Genomic DNA, 781 nt, shown 5'->3' with positions numbered 1-781 from the left:
CGGTGATACGTGACCTGCGCTACGACCACGAGGACTACTTCTTCCTCGAAGACCTCGACACCCGGATGGTCATGCACCCCAATCCCAAGCTCCAGGGCCAGCGCATGACCGGCACCCTCGACCCGGATGGCAAGGCGCTGTTCGACGAGATGGTGGCCGTGGCCAAACGCGACGGCTCCGGCCTGGTGAGTTACCGCTGGCCCAAGCCGGGTTCCGACGCGCCGGTGGAGAAGGTTTCCTACGTCGAACTGTTCAAGCCCTGGGGCTGGATCGTCGGCTCGGGCATCTACGTCGACGACGTCAAAGTCGAGTTCCGCCGCCAACTGATACAGGCGATCGTCATCCTGACGACGATCGCCCTGCTGCTCAGTGCGCTGATCCTGCTGATTGCCCGCAGCATCGCCTCGCCACTGGCACAGGTGGTGGACGCCATGGCGAACATCGCCAGCGGCGATGCCGACCTGACCCGCAATCTGGACAGCCGCTGGCGCGACGAACTGACCGCGCTGAGCGGGCACTTCAACGTGTTCACCCACAAGCTGCGCACGGTGATCGGCCAGTCGATGCAGACCGCCGGCAGCCTGGACCAGGCCTCGCAATCACTCGCGGAGATTGCCAGCGACAGCCAGCGCCACAGCCAGCAACAGTCCCAGCAAATGGAACTGGTGGCCACCGCCATCCACGAGGTGTCTTACGCCGTGCAGGAAGTGGCGAAGAACGCCGAACACGCCGCCAACGAAGTTCGCCAGGCCGATGAGCAGGCACGCCAGGGCCAGCACAA

The 781-nt window shown here is 64.5% G+C and carries 1 protein-coding gene; it reads left to right on the top strand.

Going from position 1 to position 781, the window contains the following annotated elements:
• On the top strand, window positions 1–781 hold a 781-nt coding region (locus VD17_RS32870; RefSeq protein WP_046057167.1), incomplete at both ends, for a cache domain-containing protein.

Source organism: Pseudomonas fluorescens (assembly GCF_000968015.1).
Lineage (GTDB): Bacteria > Pseudomonadota > Gammaproteobacteria > Pseudomonadales > Pseudomonadaceae > Aquipseudomonas > Aquipseudomonas fluorescens_W.
Note: the sequence above shows the minus strand (reverse complement) of the source record. Positions and strands in the feature narration are given on the sequence as shown.